General features: G+C 72.6%; 12 protein-coding genes. 10 read left to right on the top strand and 2 right to left on the bottom strand.

The window, feature by feature from the left end; genetic code table 11:
* Positions 1-164 precede the first annotated feature (164 nt).
* Positions 165-1,907, bottom strand: coding sequence for a dolichyl-phosphate-mannose--protein mannosyltransferase (locus ACZ3OF_RS20255; protein WP_361671911.1), 1,743 nt, complete (start codon positions 1,905-1,907; stop codon positions 165-167).
* Between the two features lie 52 nt (positions 1,908-1,959).
* On the opposite strand from ACZ3OF_RS20255, the gene rsmI reads away from it, so the two are divergent.
* The 6 genes from rsmI (at position 1,960) to ACZ3OF_RS20225 (ending at position 7,577) form a co-directional block, all read left to right on the top strand.
* Complete coding sequence (gene rsmI, locus ACZ3OF_RS20250; protein WP_361761567.1) at positions 1,960-2,847, top strand: 16S rRNA (cytidine(1402)-2'-O)-methyltransferase; 888 nt, start codon at positions 1,960-1,962, stop codon at positions 2,845-2,847.
* 139 nt (positions 2,848-2,986) lie between these two features.
* Positions 2,987-3,454 (top strand): hypothetical protein, encoded by a 468-nt coding sequence (locus ACZ3OF_RS20245; protein ID WP_361671916.1) that lies wholly within the window; start codon positions 2,987-2,989, stop codon positions 3,452-3,454.
* Between the two features lie 51 nt (positions 3,455-3,505).
* Positions 3,506-4,375 carry a TatD family hydrolase gene (locus tag ACZ3OF_RS20240; RefSeq protein WP_467305980.1) on the top strand — a complete coding sequence of 290 codons (870 nt, stop codon included), beginning with the start codon at positions 3,506-3,508 and terminating at the stop codon, positions 4,373-4,375.
* An 85-nt stretch (positions 4,376-4,460) separates the two neighbouring features.
* A complete protein-coding gene (locus ACZ3OF_RS20235; RefSeq protein WP_467305978.1) occupies positions 4,461-5,723 on the top strand; it encodes a ubiquitin-like domain-containing protein in 1,263 nt (420 codons plus the stop codon).
* A 16-nt stretch (positions 5,724-5,739) separates the two neighbouring features.
* Positions 5,740-6,612: a 16S rRNA (adenine(1518)-N(6)/adenine(1519)-N(6))-dimethyltransferase RsmA gene (gene rsmA, locus ACZ3OF_RS20230; protein WP_361671923.1), complete on the top strand. Its 873-nt coding sequence runs from the start codon at positions 5,740-5,742 to the stop codon at positions 6,610-6,612.
* Between the two features lie 32 nt (positions 6,613-6,644).
* Positions 6,645-7,577: a 4-(cytidine 5'-diphospho)-2-C-methyl-D-erythritol kinase gene (locus ACZ3OF_RS20225; protein WP_361672167.1), complete on the top strand. Its 933-nt coding sequence runs from the start codon at positions 6,645-6,647 to the stop codon at positions 7,575-7,577.
* Between the two features lie 18 nt (positions 7,578-7,595).
* Here the strand turns inward: ACZ3OF_RS20225 and ACZ3OF_RS20220 are convergent, their stop codons facing one another.
* Positions 7,596-8,288 (bottom strand): SMP-30/gluconolactonase/LRE family protein, encoded by a 693-nt coding sequence (locus tag ACZ3OF_RS20220; protein ID WP_467305975.1) that lies wholly within the window; start codon positions 8,286-8,288, stop codon positions 7,596-7,598.
* A 156-nt stretch (positions 8,289-8,444) separates the two neighbouring features.
* Between ACZ3OF_RS20220 and ACZ3OF_RS20215 the strand changes: the two genes are divergently transcribed.
* From ACZ3OF_RS20215 to ACZ3OF_RS20200, 4 genes are all read left to right on the top strand, one after another.
* Positions 8,445-9,758 carry an acyltransferase family protein gene (locus ACZ3OF_RS20215; RefSeq protein ID WP_467305973.1) on the top strand — a complete coding sequence of 438 codons (1,314 nt, stop codon included), beginning with the start codon at positions 8,445-8,447 and terminating at the stop codon, positions 9,756-9,758.
* 158 nt (positions 9,759-9,916) lie between these two features.
* Positions 9,917-11,749: a serine/threonine-protein kinase gene (locus ACZ3OF_RS20210; RefSeq protein ID WP_467305972.1), complete on the top strand. Its 1,833-nt coding sequence runs from the start codon at positions 9,917-9,919 to the stop codon at positions 11,747-11,749.
* An 84-nt stretch (positions 11,750-11,833) separates the two neighbouring features.
* Positions 11,834-13,642, top strand: a complete 1,809-nt coding sequence (locus ACZ3OF_RS20205; protein ID WP_467305970.1) for an ABC-F family ATP-binding cassette domain-containing protein — start codon at positions 11,834-11,836, stop codon at positions 13,640-13,642.
* A 135-nt stretch (positions 13,643-13,777) separates the two neighbouring features.
* A complete protein-coding gene (locus tag ACZ3OF_RS20200; protein ID WP_361671933.1) occupies positions 13,778-15,643 on the top strand; it encodes an outer membrane protein assembly factor BamB family protein in 1,866 nt (621 codons plus the stop codon).
* Positions 15,644-15,646 lie beyond the last annotated feature (3 nt).

Raw genomic sequence — 15,646 nt, 5'->3', positions numbered from 1 at the left:
CCATGTGGACAAGCCGAAGAAGCCGAAGGACGTCAAGTAGACCGGTTTGCCGGTCACCTGCGACGACTGCGGCCGTCTGAGGGCCGCCGAGAGTCACCGCCGGCCGCCAACAACCACCAAAAAGGCGCGGCCGACGGCCGCGCCCTCTTGATGCTCAAGCCCTGCTAGACCCACGTGTCGAGCCACATCCGATTCCGCCACTGGTCCAGCGGGATCGACGTTCCCGTGTACAGCGGCCAGAAATAGATGAAGTTCCACACGATGAGGAGAACGAGAACTCCCGACGCCACCGCCCCGAACGTCCGGCGCCTTTCCGAGGAGCCCGCCGGGCCGATCATCGCGCCGATCATCATCGTCACCGCGAGGCAGAGGAACGGCACGAACACCACCGCGTAGAAGAGGAAGATCGTGCGTTCCTGGTAGAGGAACCACGGCAGCCAGCCCGCCGCGATCCCGCACGCGATGGCGCCCGCTCGCCAGTCACGGCGGAAGAACCAGCGCCACAGGACGTACAGGATCGCGAAACAGGCCGCCCACCACAGCAGCGGCGTGCCCAGGGCCAGGACCTCCTGGGCGCACTTCTCCGTCGCCGTCGTCGGGCAGCCCGCCTGGCCGGGGGCCGGGGACTCGTAGAAGTACGAGACCGGGCGGCCCAGGACGATCCAGCTCCACGGGTTCGACTCGTACGTGTGCGGCGAGTTCAGGCCCACGTGGAACGTGTAGACCTCGCTCTCGTAGTGCCACAGGCTCCGCAGCCAGTCCGGCAGCCACGACCAGATGCCGCCGCCGTTCACCTTGTCCTGCTCCGCCGCCCAGTTGCGGAAGTACCCCTTGTCCGTGACGATCCAGCCCGTCCACGTGACCAGGTACGTGACGATCGCGACCGGCACCACCGAGACGAACGCCGGGATCAGGTCGCGCCTCAGCACCGCCGCGTACGGGCGGAACGCCCCCGCCGTACGCCGGCCGCCGACGTCCCACAGCACCGTGAGGAGCCCGAAGGCGACCATCACGTACAGGCCGTTCCACTTGGTCGCCGCCGCGAGCCCCAGCGAGATGCCCGCCGCGATCCGCCACGGCCGCCAGCCGAGCCGCAGCGTCTCCGCGACCACCGCGTCCGGCCGCAGGACCCCCTCCGCGTCCACGGGCAGGGCCCCCGCCAGCTTCCGCCGCGCCCAGTCGCGGTCCACCACCAGACAGCCGAACGACGCGAGCACGAAGAACATCAGCACCTGGTCGAGCAGCGCCGTCCGGCTCATCACGAAGTGCAGGCCGTCCACCGCGAGCAGCAGACCGGCCAGACACCCCAGGAACGTCGAACGGAACAGCCGCCGCCCGATCCGGCACAGCATCAGCACGGACAGCGTGCCGAGCAGCGCCACCATGAAGCGCCAGCCGAACGGTGTGAAGTCGAAGATCTTCTCGCCGAGGCCGATGACCCACTTGCCCATCGGCGGATGGACCACATAGCCCGGGTCGGTGGGGACAGCGACCGCGTCGGGGTCGGCCAGGATCGACTTGTCGACGTCCTTCGGCCACGCCCCCTCGTAGCCCTGGTTGATCAGTGCCCAGGAGTCCTTGGCGTAGTACGTCTCGTCGAATATCACCGCGTGCGGCTTGCCGAGGTTCCAGAACCGCAGCACCCCCGCGAGCAGCGCGACGAGCAGCGGACCGCCCCAGGCGGCCAGCCGCCATACCCGGTCGCCGGAGCCCGGTGAGAGCCCGAGCAGCGACCACATCCGCTGCGAGGGCCGGGTGTACGACGGTACGAGACGCTCCCGCAGCCCCGGTCCGGCGGCGCGCCCGGCGGGGGGCGTGTAGCCGAAGCGCCGCAGACGCTGCTGCCACGACGGGGGCTCTTCCACGGCGCGCTGACCCTGCAGGGTCTCGGGTGCGGTACTGGTCACCGCGCCATCGTAGGGAACGCGCCTGTGCGCGTCGCCTCTCCGCCCTGCGAGGATGACCCATGTGACAGGAACGCTGGTACTTGCAGGGACTCCCATCGGGGACATCGCGGACGCCCCGCCGCGGCTCGCGGCCGAGCTGGAGACCGCCGACATCGTCGCGGCGGAGGACACCCGGCGGCTGCGCGGCCTGACCCGCGCCCTCGGCGTGCACACCTCGGGCCGGGTCGTCTCGTACTTCGAGGGCAACGAGTCCGCCCGGACGCCGGAGCTGGTCGAGGCGCTCGCCGGCGGCGCGCGCGTGCTTCTGGTCACCGACGCGGGCATGCCGTCCGTCTCCGACCCCGGCTACCGCCTGGTCGCCGCCGCCGTCGAGCAGGACATCAAGGTCACCGCCGTCCCCGGCCCCTCCGCCGTGCTGACCGCGCTCGCCCTGTCCGGGCTGCCCGTGGACCGCTTCTGCTTCGAGGGCTTCCTGCCCCGCAAGGCCGGCGAGCGGCTCGGCCGGCTCCGCGAGGTCGCCGACGAGCGCAGGACCCTCGTCTACTTCGAGGCCCCGCACCGGCTCGACGACACGCTCGCCGCGATGGCCGAGGTCTTCGGCGCCGAGCGCCGCGCCGCCGTCTGCCGCGAGCTGACCAAGACGTACGAGGAGGTCAAGCGCGGCGGCCTCGGCGAGCTCGCGGAGTGGGCCGCCGAGGGCGTACGGGGCGAGATCACCGTCGTCGTCGAGGGCGCCCCCGAGGCCGCGCCCGCCGAGCTCGACGCCGAGGAGCTGGTGCGCAGGGTGCGGGTGCGCGAGGAGGCGGGGGAGCGGCGCAAGGAGGCCATCGCGGCGGTCGCCGCCGACGCGGGCCTGCCCAAGCGCGAGGTGTTCGATGCCGTCGTCGCGGCAAAGAACGCGGCTGTGACGGGCCCCGGAAAAGGTAAAGAGCTATCGTGAAAAGCAAAGCCAAACCCCGCGCGGCGGGCCTCCTGAGGGCCTGAGAGCAAGGGAACGCCCAAGGACGTTCCACGGTTCGTCCGGCGCTGATGCGCTCCGGCCCGAAAAGGCGTCCACTGGTCGGTGGAGAGGAGCTGGCATGAGTGAGATCACCGGCACCGGCATATCCGTCGCCCATGAGGCGTACGCCTTCGCCTGCATGCGCTGCGGCTACGGCTGGGAGCAGGCGTACGACATCGAGCACCACGTCGACGCCGCCGGCCAGGAATTCGTCGTCTACAAGGCCGGTGGTGAGCGGGTTCCCTCACCGCTGTCCAGTCCGACCTGCATGAACTGCGGCGGCCACGTCGTCCGCATCATGCGCGCGGGTCAGGTTTCCTCGGTCCTGGACTCGTGGGAACAGGCCTATCACCGGAACGTGGCGGGGACGCCGCACCGGCCGGTCACCCCGGCCGGGCCGATCGGCCTGGCGGGGCCGATCGGGCAGGACCTGGAGCGGGAGGAGGGCCCGGCCGCACCGGAGGCGGACGCCCCCGGCCCCGTGTACGTACGGGAGTCCCGGCGCCGCCTGTCGGACCTGTTCCACCGCAAACCGCCGGCGTCCTAGCCGCGGACTCCCACCGCGAGCGAACCCATGGCCCCTCGTACGATCGGGGCCATGAGTTCGAAGGACGCCCCGCCGCCGCTGCCCGAACCGCTCCTGGTCCCGGTGGCGGATTCCCACACGCACCTGGACATGCAGTCCGGCACCGTCGAGGAGGCCCTCACCAAGGCCGCCGCCGTCGGGGTCACCACCGTCGTCCAGGTGGGCTGTGACATCAAGGGCTCCCAGTGGGCCGCCGAGACCGCCGCCGCGCACGAGAACGTGCACGCCGCCGTCGCCCTGCACCCCAACGAGGCGCCCCGGATCGTGCTCGGCGACCCGGACGGCTGGTCCCGCCAGGGCGCCCGCGAGGCGGGCGGGGACGCGGCGCTGGACGATGCCCTCGCCGAGATCGACCGCCTCGCCGCCCTGCCGTACGTCCGCGCGGTCGGCGAGACCGGCCTCGACTTCTTCCGCACCGGCCCCGAGGGCATGGCCGCCCAGGAGCGCTCCTTCCGCGCCCACATCGAGATCGCCAAGCGGCACGGCAAGGCGCTGGTGATCCACGACCGCGAGGCCCACGCCGACGTCCTGCGGGTGCTGGACGAGGAGGGCGCGCCGGAGCGGACCGTCTTCCACTGCTACTCCGGCGACGCCGAGATGGCGGAGATCTGCGCCGCGAAGGGCTACCACATGTCCTTCGCCGGCAACATGACCTTCAAGAACGCGCAGCCGCTGCGCGACGCCCTCGCCGTCGCCCCGCTGGAGCTCGTCCTGGTCGAGACGGACGCCCCGTTCCTGACCCCGGCGCCGTACCGCGGCCGGCCGAACGCGCCGTACCTCATCCCGGTCACCGTCCGCGCGATGGCCGCCGTGCGCGGGATCGCGGAGGAGGAGCTCTGCGAGGCGATCGCCGTGAACACGGCCCGCGCCTTCGACTACTGACTTCGATCACCGATGCATAACGGTTACGTGTTGTAGTCGAGTCGTTTTGGAGAGTGATCGCCGCCGAGGCTAGGGTCCCGGCCTCGTGAGCACTTCCCAGGGCAGTCACCGAGCCGGACGGCGGTCGGCGCCGACCGTGCCGCCGCCCGTGTCCGTCCACGAGCAGCCGACGCAGGAGGCCGTCCTCGTGCCGGGACAGGGCTCCCGCGCCGAGGCCCGGCGCGCCGCCCGCCGCCGCAAGGCCAGGCCGGGCCCCGGCGACAGCCTGCGGCGCATCGTCCCGCAGGCCCTCGTCGTCGCCTTCCTGGCCGGCGGCACGAGCGCCTTCGTCGCCAACGACAAGGCGATCCGGCTCTCCGTCGACGGCGTCCCGCGCACCCTGCACACCTTCGCCGACGACGTCGACGAGCTGCTCGCGGACGAGGGCCTCGCCGTCGGCTCGCACGACATCGTGGCCCCCGCCCCCGGCGCGGTCCTGACCAGCGGCGACGAGGTCGTCGTCCGCTACGGGCGGCCCGTCGCCCTCACCCTCGACGGACAGCGCCGCCAGGTGTGGACCACCGCCAGGACCGTCGACGGCGCCCTGCGCCAGCTCGGTGTACGGGCCGAGGGCGCGTTCCTCTCCGTCTCCCGCAACGCCCCCATCTCCCGCCGGGGCCTCTCCCTCGACGTCCGCACCGAACGGACCGTCACCCTCCTCGCCGACGGCCGCGAGCGGACCCTGCGCACCAATGCCGCGACCGTCCGCGAGGCCGTCGAGGAGGCCGGGATCACCCTCTCCGGCCAGGACACCACGTCCGTACCGCCCGGCTCCTTCCCGCGCGACGGCCAGACGATCACCGTCCTGCGGATCACCGGCACCCAGGAGATCCGCGAGGAGCCGATCCCGTACGCGGTCGAGCGGACCCGCGACCCCGAGCTCTTCGCGGGCACGGAGGTCGTCGAGCGGCAGGGCGCGCAGGGCGTGCGCCGCGTCACGTACAGCCTGCGGACCGTCAACGGCGTCCGGCAGAAGCCGAGGAGGACCGGCGAGGAGATCGTCCGCGAGCCCGTCACCCAGAAGGTGCGGGTCGGCAGCCGGCCGCTGCCCACGTCGGTCGCCGGCGCGGACGGGCTCGACTGGGGCGCGCTCGCCGCCTGCGAGTCCGGTGGCCGGCCGAACGCGGTCGACCCCTCGGGGACGTACGGCGGGCTCTACCAGTTCGACCCCGGCACCTGGCGCTCGCTGGGCGGCACCGGGGTCGCCCAGAACGCGTCCGCCTCGGAGCAGACGTACCGGGCGAAGAAGCTCTACGTGCAGCGGGGCGCGAGCCCCTGGCCGCACTGCGGCCGAAGGCTCACCCGGTGAGCCGTAGGCTGTACCGGTGAGCACCACCACCGGCCCCGACGGCCCCGACGCCCTCCTCGGCCCCGCCGACATCCGTGAACTGGCCGCCGCCCTCGGCGTGCGCCCCACGAAGCAGAAGGGCCAGAACTTCGTCATCGACGCCAACACCGTGCGGCGGATCGTCCGCACGGCGGAGGTGCGCCCCGACGACGTGGTCGTCGAGGTGGGCCCCGGGCTCGGCTCGCTGACCCTGGCGCTCCTGGAGGCCGCGGACCGGGTGACGGCCGTCGAGATCGACGACATCCTGGCGGGTGCGCTGCCGTCGACCATCGCCGCCCGGCTGCCGGCGAAGAAGGACCACTTCGCGCTGGTCCACTCCGACGCGATGGACGTCCAGGAGCTGCCGGGCCCGGCGCCGACGGCGCTCGTCGCGAACCTGCCGTACAACGTGGCCGTGCCGGTCCTGCTGCACATGCTCGACCGCTTCCCGACGATCGAGCGCACGCTCGTGATGGTCCAGGCGGAGGTCGCGGACCGGCTGGCGGCCAAGCCCGGCAACAAGGTGTACGGCGTGCCGTCGGTGAAGGCGAACTGGTACGCCGAGGTGAAGCGGGCGGGCTCGATCGGCCGCAACGTCTTCTGGCCGGCGCCGAACGTCGACTCGGGCCTGGTCTCCCTGGTCCGGCGTACGGAGCCGGTCGCCACGACCGCGTCGAAGAAGGACGTCTTCGCGGTCGTCGACGCGGCGTTCGCGCAGCGCCGCAAGACCCTGCGGGCCGCGCTCGCCGGCTGGGCGGGCTCGCCCGCGGCGGCGGAGGAGGCCCTGGTCAAGGCGGGCATCTCCCCGCAGGCCCGCGGTGAGGCCCTGACGGTGGAGGAGTTCGCGAGGATCGCGGAGGCGAAGGCGTGAGCGGCACGGGTCCGGGCACGGGGCAGGGCGCGATGACGGAGCAGGACGTGGACGGAGTGAAGTCCGTCGCGCGGAGCGTCACCGTGCGGGTGCCCGCCAAGGTCAACGTCCAGCTCGCCGTCGGCGCGGCGCGGCCCGACGGGTTCCACGACCTGGCCAACGTCTTCCTCGCCGTCTCCCTGTACGACGACGTGACCGCGACGCCCGCCGACGAGCTGACCGTCACCTGCGAGGGCCCCGACGCGGACAAGGTGCCGCTGGACCGGACCAACCTGGCCGCGCGCGCGGCGGAGCTGCTCGCCGCCCGGCACGGAATCTCCCCGGACGTGCACCTGCACATCGCCAAGGACATCCCCGTCGCCGGCGGCATGGCGGGCGGCAGCGCGGACGGCGCGGGCGCGCTCCTCGCGTGCGACGCCCTCTGGGGCCTGAACTCCTCGCGCGCCGAACTCCTGGAGATCTGCGCCGAGCTCGGCAGCGACGTGCCGTTCAGCCTGGTCGGCGGCGCCGCCCTCGGCGTCGGCCGCGGCGAGAAGCTGACGGAGCTTCCGGTGGGCGGCACGTTCCACTGGGTCTTCGCCGTCGCCGACGGCGGACTCTCGACGCCCGTGGTGTTCGGCGAGTTCGACCGCCTCACCGAGGGCGTCACCGTCCCCGAACCCGCCGCCTCCCCGGCGCTCCTGGACGCCCTGCGCACCGGGGACGTGACCACCCTGGCCGGTGCGCTGGCCAACGACCTCCAGCCGGCCGCCGTCTCCCTGCGGCCCGCCCTGAACGCCACGCTGGAGGCCGGCACGGCCGCCGGCGCCCTGGCGGCCCTCGTCTCGGGCTCCGGGCCGACGACCGCCTTCCTGGTGAAGGACGAGGACGCGGCCCGCGCGGTCGCCGACGCCCTGACCGCCTCCGGCACCTGCCGCACGGCCCGCGTGGCCACGTCGCCGGCGCCCGGCGCGACGGTCCTGTAGCCCTCCAGGGGCCGTCCCCTAGCCCTTCTTCAGCGTGGCCAGGAGCAGATTCGGGTCCGGGACCTCCTTGAAGAAGGACGCGCTGGTGACGTAGACGGTCTTGCCGCGCACTGCCACGGACGTCGGGTTGGACAGCCCGTCCCGCTCCGTGAGCACGATCGTGTGCGTCCCGTCGGGGCGTACGAGGGCGACGTCGTCGCTCATGATCAGCGCGGCGAGGACGGTGTCGCCCTTCCCGGTGAAGCCGAAGTCGTCGATCCAGGCGAGCCCGGTCGCCCGCGTCTCGATCGGGCCTGCGGTTCCGTCGGCGCGTACGGGGATGCGCAGCAGCGTCTGGCGGTCGGTGTTGGACACCCACACGGCGCCGTTGTGGAACTTGAGGCCGTTGGGGCCGACGCCGGCGCCGGCGGGCGGGGCGATGGGCTGGAGCGCGGTGCCGGTGGCCCAGGCCGTGGGCGTACCGCCCTCCTGCGGGACGCTCCACACGATGCCGTGGACCGAGTCGGCGACGTACAGCGTGCGGCACTTCTCGTCGAGGGCGAGGGCGAGGGCGTTCGGGAACCCGTCGGCCGGCAGCTGGGCGATCTGCACGGGCGCGCCGCCGTCGGGGTCGACGCGCCAGACGCCGGTCTCGGTCGTCCCGGTCGCGTACGTGACGTAGAGGGTGACGGGGGTCGGGTTGTACGGTGCCGGTGCGGCAGCCGTGAACACCCACGAACATGACGAACCGTCAGGTGAGGGGCGGGGTGCCTGGCCGGGTGGTCGCCCGTACGGGCCGACGACTTGGGGCCAGTCGGCCCGTACTCAGAGCCGAGTTGAGTATCCGAGCGCTGCCGGGGGCCCGCCGCCGGGCGGGACCGTACCCGTATGGGAAACAGCGCAGTCGGCGCGCGGGAACTCGCCGCCGCCACGCCCGCGACGCGGGACCGGTACGTCGACCTGCTTCGGGTCGCCTCGCTCGGCGTCGTGGTCCTCGGCCACTGGCTGATGGCAGCGGTGACCGGCGACGGGTCGGTGGGCAACCTGCTGGCCGTCGTGCCGGAGCTTCAGGTGGTGACCTGGGCGCTCCAGGTCATGCCGGTGTTCTTCTTCGTGGGCGGGTTCGCCCACGCCCTCGCCCACCGCTCCCGCCCCGCCTACGCCGCCTTCCTGCGTGCCCGGCTCCAGCGGCTCCTGCGCCCGACGATGGTGTTCGTCGGGGTGTGGGGAAGCGCCGCACTCGTGATCCAGCTCTTCGGCGCGGACGGAGGGCTGACCGGCGTCGCGCTGCGCCTCGTCACCCAGCCGCTCTGGTTCATCGGGATCTACCTCGCCATGGTGGCGTTCACGCCGCCGCTCCTGAAGCTCCACGAGCGGTGGGGCTGGGGCGCCTTCGCCGTGCTCGCGGGCGGGGCGGTCGCCGTGGACGTGCTGCGGTTCGCGTTCGACGTGCCCTTCGTCGAGTTCCTGAACTTCGCTTTCGTCTGGCTGGCCGTCCATCAGCTCGGCTTCCTCCGGGCCGACGGCATGATCCGCCTCCCCGGCGCCCTCGCCGCCGGCGGCCTGCTCGGCGCGGGCCTCCTCGTCGCCCTCGGGCCGTACCCGCTCTCCATGGTCGGGATGCCCGGCGAGAAGGTCTCCAACATGGCCCCGCCGACCCTGGCCCTGCTCGCGCACGGCCTCTGGCTCGTCGGCGCGGTGGAGCTGCTGAAGGGCCCGGGCGCCCGGTTCGCGGCCCGCGCCGGCGTCTGGCACAAGATCGTCGCCGCCAACGGGATCGCCATGACCGCGTTCCTGTGGCACCTGACCGCGATGCTCGGTGTGTACGGGGCGTTCCTCGCGCTCGACGTGACGCTGCCCGCGCCCGCGACCGGCGCCTGGTGGGCCCAGGTCCCCCTCCGTATCGCCGCCGCGGCCGCCCTCACCGGCCTGCTGGTCGCCGCCTTCCGCCGCTTCGAACGCCCGGCCGCCCAGCGCCCGCCCGCCGGCTCGGCCCCGCTCGCCGCCGTCGGCGTCACCCTTGCCCTCTTCGGCGTCCTCGGTCTGTCGATGACCGGCTTCGGCGGCCTCCTGGAGGGCCACGCGGCCACCCTCATAGCCGTCCGTGTCACCGCCCCGGCGGCCGTCGCGATGGCCCTCGTGGGCTGGCTGCTCGTCGAACGGGCGGGCCGCGCACGGATTCCGGGACAGCGCTCGCACTGATTATTCGTCAGGTCGGCTGCGTTCCAATGAAGTTGGCGCGTCGTGACGGCCTTCGACCGGCCGGACCAGGGCGTCGGACGGCGCCCCTCCGCGTACGCCTACGCTGGTGCACGCGACAGGGCGGCATCGGCGAGGTACGACGGATCGGAGCGTGACACGTGACGGGGGCGAACGGCGGAGAGCTGGTCGGCGAGGTTCTCGGCGGGCGGTACCGCGTGACCGCCACGATCGGGCGCGGTGGCATGGGTGTGGTCGCCCGGGCCGTGGACCAGGTGCTGAACCGCGAGGTCGCCGTCAAGGTCCTGCGGGCCTACACCGACGCGTCCCCGGCCGAACTGGCCGATCTGCGGGTCCGCATGGAGCGCGAGGCGCAGGCCGCCGCCCGGATCCGGCACAGCGGTGTGGTCACCGTGCACGACGTCGTCGAGGAGCGGGGGCTGCCCGTCATCGTCATGGAGCTCGTCGACGGGCCCTCCCTCGACGACGTCCTTGCGGAGCACGGCCCGCTGGACCCGCGCGAGGCGGCCGCGATCGGTGCCAAGCTCATGGACGCGCTGGACGCGGCGCACCGGGCGGGCGTCCTGCACCGGGACGTCAAGCCGGGGAACGTGCTCCTCGAGCGTGGGGGCCGCGTGGTCCTCACCGACTTCGGCATCGCCAGCATGGAGACCGGCGGCGACGAGGCCCTGGCCAAGCTGACCCAGAGCGGCCAGATCGTCGGCTCCCTCGACTACCTGCCGCCGGAGCGCGCGCAGGGCCAGGAGCCGGGGTCCGCCTCGGACGTCTGGTCGCTCGGCATGACGCTGTACGCGGCCGTGGAGGGCGCCTCGGCCTTCCGCCGCACCTCGGTCTGGTCCACGCTGGCGGCGATCGTCGGCGAGCCGCTGCCGGAGCCCGTGCGCGCCGGACCGCTCGCTCCCGTACTGCGGGCGCTGATGGCCAAGGATCCGGGGCAGCGCCCCGACGCCGCGCGGGCCCGCGAGATGCTGGAGGCGGTCGCCGCGGGCAGGACGCCGACCCACGCGCCGGGGCCCGTACAGGCCCCCGCCGCTGCTCCCGTACAGGCACCGGCCCCCGCCCCCGCTCCCGTACATGCCCCCGCGCCTGCTCCCGTACAGGCACCGGCCCCCGGTCCCGCCGTACCGCCCGGTGCCTTCGGTCCGGCCGCGGCACCGTTCCAGCAGCCCGCCCCGCAGCCGGGCCTCCCGCCCGCCCCGCACCCCGGCATGCAGCCCGCCCCGCACCCCACCCCGCAGCCGCACTTCCAGCCCGCCCCGCAGCCCGGCGCACCCGCCGGCCCCGGTAGCCGTGCCGACACCCGTACCGCGGCCGTCCGTGAGCGTCGGCGCGGCGGCCGTACCGTCGTCGCGGCCGCCGTCGCCACCGTCCTCGTGGGCGGCGGAGTCGCCTACGGGCTGATGAACACGGAGAACGAGCCGGCCGGCGGCGGCTCGGCGGCCGCACCTCCCACGGCGAGCGCCCCGGCCGACGGAGACATGTCCGGCAGCGGCGGTTCGGACGACGGCCCGACCTCCCCGGGGGACCTGACGTCCATGAACCCCGACGCGACGCCTGGCGGCACCCCCTCGGGCGCGGGCGGGGAGCCGGGTCCCACCCCGACGGCGTCCGGCGACGGCGGCGAAAAGCCCTCCGCGCAACCGTCCGCGTCCCCCTCCGCCTCCACGAAGCCCACACCCAGCTCCACGAAGGAGCCCGCCCCCGCCACCACGGCGTGCACCGGCTGGGCCCACTCGAACCGCAGCGACGGCTACGGATACCTGGCCCAGAACTCCCACCTCTACACCGGGCCGTACGCGGAGTGCGGCTGGGTGACCGCGGTGAAGGACGGCGTGAAGATCTACTACCACTGCTACGTCACCAACGCCCACGGCAACAAGTGGATCTACGCCCGAATCCAGAACACCGAGACCGAGGGATGGGTGTTCGCCGACAAAACCACCGGGGGGAGCGGCACCCTCGCCCGCTGCTAGGCCCCGAGGATCTCGCCGGACGCCGCCCTGCCGGCCCGGCGTCTACCCTTGGACGTCGATCCATCCCCCCGTACAGGAGTCAAAGTGGCCGTCAACCTGGTCAATGTCGAGGCTGTCAGCAAGGTGTACGGCACACGTGCCCTGCTCGACGGCGTCTCGCTCGGCGTCTCCGAGGGTGACCGGATCGGCGTCGTGGGCCGCAACGGCGACGGCAAGACCACCCTCATCCGGATGCTCGCCAAGCTGGAGGACGCCGACACCGGCCGGGTCACGCACAGTGGCGGGCTGCGGCTCGGAGTGCTCACGCAGCACGACTCGCTCGACCCGAAGGCCACCATCCGGCACGAGGTCATCGGCGTCATGGCCGACCACGAGTGGGCCGGCAGCGCCAAGATCCGCGACGTGCTCACCGGCCTCTTCGGCGGGCTCGACATGCCCGGCTTCGACCAGGGCCTCGACACGGTCATCGGCCCGCTCTCCGGTGGCGAGCGGCGCCGGATCGCGCTCGCCAAGCTGCTCATCGAGGACCAGGACCTGATCGTCCTCGACGAGCCCACCAACCACCTCGACGTCGAGGGCATCTCCTGGCTCGCCAAGCACCTCCAGGAGCGCCGTTCCGCGCTCGTCTGCGTCACCCACGACCGCTGGTTCCTCGACCAGGTCTGCACCCGCATGTGGGACGTGCAGCGCGGTGACGTGCACGAGTACGAGGGCGGCTACTCCGACTACGTCTTCGCCCGCGCCGAGCGCGAGCGCATCGCGGCGACGGAGGAGGTCAAGCGGCAGAACCTGATGCGCAAGGAGCTCGCCTGGCTGCGGCGCGGCGCCCCCGCCCGTACCTCCAAGCCCCGCTACCGCATCGAGGCGGCCAACGAGCTGATCGCCGACGTGCCGCCGCCGCGCGACACCTCCGAGCTGATGAAGTTCGCCAACGCCCGGCTCGGCAAGACGGTCTTCGACCTGGAGGACGTCACCGTCACCGCCGGCCCCAAGACGCTGCTCAAGCACCTCACCTGGCAGCTCGGGCCCGGCGACCGCATCGGTCTGGTCGGTGTCAACGGCGCCGGCAAGACCTCCCTGCTGCGGGCGCTCGCCGACGCGGCCGTCAGCCAGGGCGAGCAGCAGCCGGCGGCCGGGAAGATCGTCGTCGGCAAGACCGTACGGCTGGCCTACCTCTCCCAGGACGTCACCGAGCTGCCCGCGACGCTGCGCGTCCTGGAGGCCGTCCAGCAGATCCGCGACCGGGTCGACCTCGGCAAGGGCCGCGAGATGACCGCGGGTCAGCTGTGCGAGCAGTTCGGCTTCTCCAAGGAGAAGCAGTGGACGCCGGTCGGCGACCTCTCCGGTGGCGAGCGGCGCAGGCTCCAGCTGCTGCGCCTGCTGATGGACGAGCCGAACGTCCTCTTCCTCGACGAGCCCACCAACGACCTGGACATCGAGACCCTGACCCAGCTGGAGGACCTCCTCGACGGCTGGCCGGGCTCCATGGTCGTCATCTCCCACGACCGGTTCTTCATCGAGCGCACCACCGACCGCACGTTCGCGCTGCTCGGCGACGCGACCCTGCGGATGCTGCCGCGCGGTATCGACGAGTACCTGGAGCGGCGCCAGAAGATGATCGAGGCGTCGGTGCCCACCCCGGCCGCCGCCACGACCGCGCAGACGAAGCCCGGCCTCTCCGCCGCGGACGCGCGCGCCGCGAAGAAGGAGCTCCAGAAGGTCGAGCGCCAGCTGGACAAGGTCTCCGAGAAGGAGGCCAAGCTGCACGCGCAAATCGCCGAAAACGCCACCGACTTCGAGAAGGTCGCGAAGTTGGACGCCGAGCTGCGGGAACTCGCGGGTGAGCGTGAGGAATTGGAGATGCGTTGGCTGGAATTGGCGGAGGATGCGTAGAGAAGCCGTGCGAAACGCGTAACGAGGGCATCACGGGCCGGTCCTCCCTTGGGAACAAGGGGTGGACCGGTCGCTTTTGCGCCATCCCGCGAGTGGTAGAAAGAAAACCCGCTCACACCAAGGGGGAACGCGCTGATGACCCAGCCGCCCAGCAACCAGCCGCCGGGCTTCGGCGCACCGAATCCGGACCCGAACCAGAATCCGGATCCGAATGCGGCTCAGAACCCGGTTCAGGGCCCGCCCCAGGGCCCGCCGCCGATGCCGCCGCAGGCCCCGCCGATGCCGCCCCAGGCTCCGCCGGTCCCGCCGCAGGCTCCGCAGGCCCCGGCCCCGCAGACGCCGCCGCCCGCCGCGCCCGGTCCGTACAACCAGCCGCCGCAGCCGGGTTACGGGTACCCCCAGCAGCAGCCGGGCCCGTACAACCAGCCGCCGCAGGCCGGTTACGGCTACCCCCAGCAGCCCGGGCCGTACGGTCAGCAGCCCGGCCCCTACGGCCAGCAGCAGCCCGGTCCCTACGGCGGCTACCCCGCCCCGGCGCCCGCGCCCGGCGGCAAGAACCCCTTCAAGGGCAAGCCGGCCGTCATCGTCGCCGCGGCCGTGGCCGCCGCGCTCGTCATCGGCGGCGGCAGCTGGTTCGCGCTCAGCGGTGGCGACGAGGACAAGCCGGTCGCCAAGCCGACCGCCACCAGCGACACTCCGAAGCCGTCCGAGTCCGTCGACCAGGGTGACGGCAACGGTGACGGCGGAGGCCGCAACGGCGAGGACGACCTCAACGCCGGCCGCAAGCCCGGCGAGGCCAAGATCAACTGGCTGCTCAAGAACAACGTCGACCTCCCCCGCAACGGCGCCGACGTCTTCGGTCCGTGGGTCGTCGGCGATGTCGTCGCCAAGGCCATGTACAAGGGCATCAGCGGCTACGCCCTCGGCGACGGCGCCTCCAAGTGGCACCTCGACCTGCCCTTCGACGTGTGCGCGGCGGCCCCCGAGCCCGCCGCCGACGGCACGACCGTCATCGGCATCAACGACAAGGCCGGTGACCGCGCCGACTGCACCGTCCTTCAGCAGGTCAACCTGAAGACGGGCAAGGCGGGCTGGAAGAAGACCCTCGACAAGGGCACCGGCTTCAGCTCCCTCTCCGACATCACGCTCGCCATCAGCGGCGGCACCGTGACGGCGGCCGGCACCAACAACTCCTGGGGCTTCTCGCTCAGCGACGGCAAGCAGCTCTTCGGCAAGCCCGCCACCGGCCAGTGCCAGCCGTACGCCTTCGCGGGCGGCGCGAAGCTGATCGCCGCCGCCAGCTGCCGTACGAGCGACGTCAACAAGAAGCAGGAGCAGATCAGCGAGGTCGACCCGAACACCGGCAAGCCCCGGTGGACCTTCAAGCTCCAGCCCAACTGGGAGGTCGACAAGGTCTACTCGGTGAACCCGCTCGTCGTCTCCGCCCAGCAGCGCGACGAGAAGAAGTGGACCGTCTTCGCCGTCACCCCCGACGGCAAGCTGCGTTCGCAGATCCAGGGCGGCAACGACAAGTACGCCCCCGACTGCGGCGGAGGCGCGTTCGTCATCTTCGGCCGCAACCTCCAGGGCTGCCAGGGCGTGGCCGCCGACGCCGGCACCTTCTACATGGCGACGGACTCCGAGTACCGCCAGGCCAACGCCGTCGTCGCGTTCGACCTGAACACCGGCAAGCAGAAGTGGCGCGCCGCCGCCCCCGCCGAGCGCACGATCACCCCGCTGCGCATGGAGGGTTCGGAGGTCGTGGTCTACATGAAGGCGATGTACGACAAGGGCGGCGCGGTCGCCACGATCGCCCCGACCGGCGGCACCCCGAAGATCCTCCAGCAGCACCCGCTGGCGACGGCCGAGATCGAGGACGACTACTACAACCCGGCCTACGTCTACTCGGGCGGCACCTTCGTCGTCGCGGCGGGCCGCGTCAGCGCCCGGAACGACGCGGAGGAGAAGGAGACCAAGACGATGATGGCCTTCAGCAAGTGAGGG

The organism is Streptomyces sp. NPDC022552 (genome assembly GCF_055561875.1).
Note: the sequence above shows the minus strand (reverse complement) of the source record. Positions and strands in the feature narration are given on the sequence as shown.

Coding starts and splice junctions, on each gene's coding strand:
- ACZ3OF_RS20225 (WP_361672167.1), top strand. CDS start 6,645: ATGACGGAGCAGGACGTGGACGGAGTGAAGTCCGTCGCGCGGAGCGTC.
- ACZ3OF_RS20200 (WP_361671933.1), top strand. CDS start 13,778: ATGACCCAGCCGCCCAGCAACCAGCCGCCGGGCTTCGGCGCACCGAAT.
- ACZ3OF_RS20240 (WP_467305980.1), top strand. CDS start 3,506: ATGAGTTCGAAGGACGCCCCGCCGCCGCTGCCCGAACCGCTCCTGGTC.
- ACZ3OF_RS20245 (WP_361671916.1), top strand. CDS start 2,987: ATGAGTGAGATCACCGGCACCGGCATATCCGTCGCCCATGAGGCGTAC.
- ACZ3OF_RS20215 (WP_467305973.1), top strand. CDS start 8,445: ATGGGAAACAGCGCAGTCGGCGCGCGGGAACTCGCCGCCGCCACGCCC.
- rsmI (WP_361761567.1), top strand. CDS start 1,960: ATGACCCATGTGACAGGAACGCTGGTACTTGCAGGGACTCCCATCGGG.